Source organism: Kocuria sp. NPDC057446 (assembly GCF_042802875.1).
In the GTDB taxonomy this organism is placed as follows: Bacteria; Actinomycetota; Actinomycetes; order Actinomycetales; family Micrococcaceae; genus Kocuria.
Genome location: NZ_JBHVDI010000304.1, coordinates 1 through 1,050 on the forward strand (window position 1 = coordinate 1; position 1,050 = coordinate 1,050).

Below are 1,050 nucleotides of genomic sequence, written 5' to 3' on the forward strand. Positions count from 1 at the left end.
GTCCCTCGGCGGCCCGGGCTCCCGCCGGCCCGGGGGCCCGGGGAGTCCCGCCGGACGGATCGCCGGACCCGCAGCCGGGGGTTCCGCCGAGCGGCTCGCGGCGGGCCCGCGTGCGCTCGGCCCGCTCCCCCAGCGCGGCGTCCCCGGGGAAGCGGACCTCCTCGAGCACGAGGGCGTGCGGCGGCGCGAGCAGCGCCTTGGCGTCCCGGACCCGCTCCGCGAGCCGGCGGCCGAGCCAGTCCGGGTCCTCCCGGCCCGCGCCCACGCGGGCGGCGGCGCCCACGACGGAGCGGACCATGTGGTGGCAGAAGGCGTCCGCCTCGATGCCCAGCACCACCAGGCCGTCCCGGTCCCGCTCGACGGAGACCTCCAGGACCTCCCGCACCGTGGTGGCGCCCTCCCGGGGGCGGCAGAAGGACAGGAAGTCGTGCAGCCCCACCAGGTCCTGCACCGCCCGGGCCATCGCGGGGACGTCCAGCACGTCCTTCGACCACCACGTCGAGTGCCGGGTCAGCGGGTCCCGGCCCGCCGCGCCGTCGTCGATCCGGTAGCTGTAGCGGCGGGAGACCGCGGAGAAGCGGGCGTCGAAGCCGGCCGGGGCGGCACCGGCACGGCGCACGACCACCGCGCCCGGGCACTCCGGCAGGCCCTGTTCGCGGCGGCCGCGGCCCAGGACGTGGGCCAGCGCGCCCGTGAGCCGGCGCTCGAGGGCACGCGCCGGGTCCTCCGCCCGGCCGCGGGCCAGCGCCGCCCACTCCTCCGGCGCCAGGTCCAGGTGCACCACCTGGCCGCGGGCGTGCACGCCGGTGTCCGTGCGACCGGCCACCGTGACGCGCACGTCGCGGCGGACCAGCACCGCGAGGGCGTCCTCGAGGGCCCCCTGCACCGTGGGCAGGCGGGGCTGGCGGGCCCACCCGGCGAACGGCGCGCCGTCGTAGGCCAGGTCGACCCGCACGCGCACGGGGGTCTCGGACGGGCTCATGCTCAGCTCCTGGGGGATGTCGGGAAGGGGGCGGGCACGACGACGCCGCCGGGGACCAGGTCCCCGGC

Annotated in this window: 1 protein-coding gene; it reads right to left on the bottom strand. The window is 79.7% G+C overall.

From position 1 onward, the window contains the following. The coding region (gene truA, locus ACFU0Y_RS18260) for a tRNA pseudouridine(38-40) synthase TruA (RefSeq protein ID WP_380216395.1) at positions 1–982 on the bottom strand (982 nt) is incomplete at its 3' end. Positions 983–1,050 lie beyond the last annotated feature (68 nt).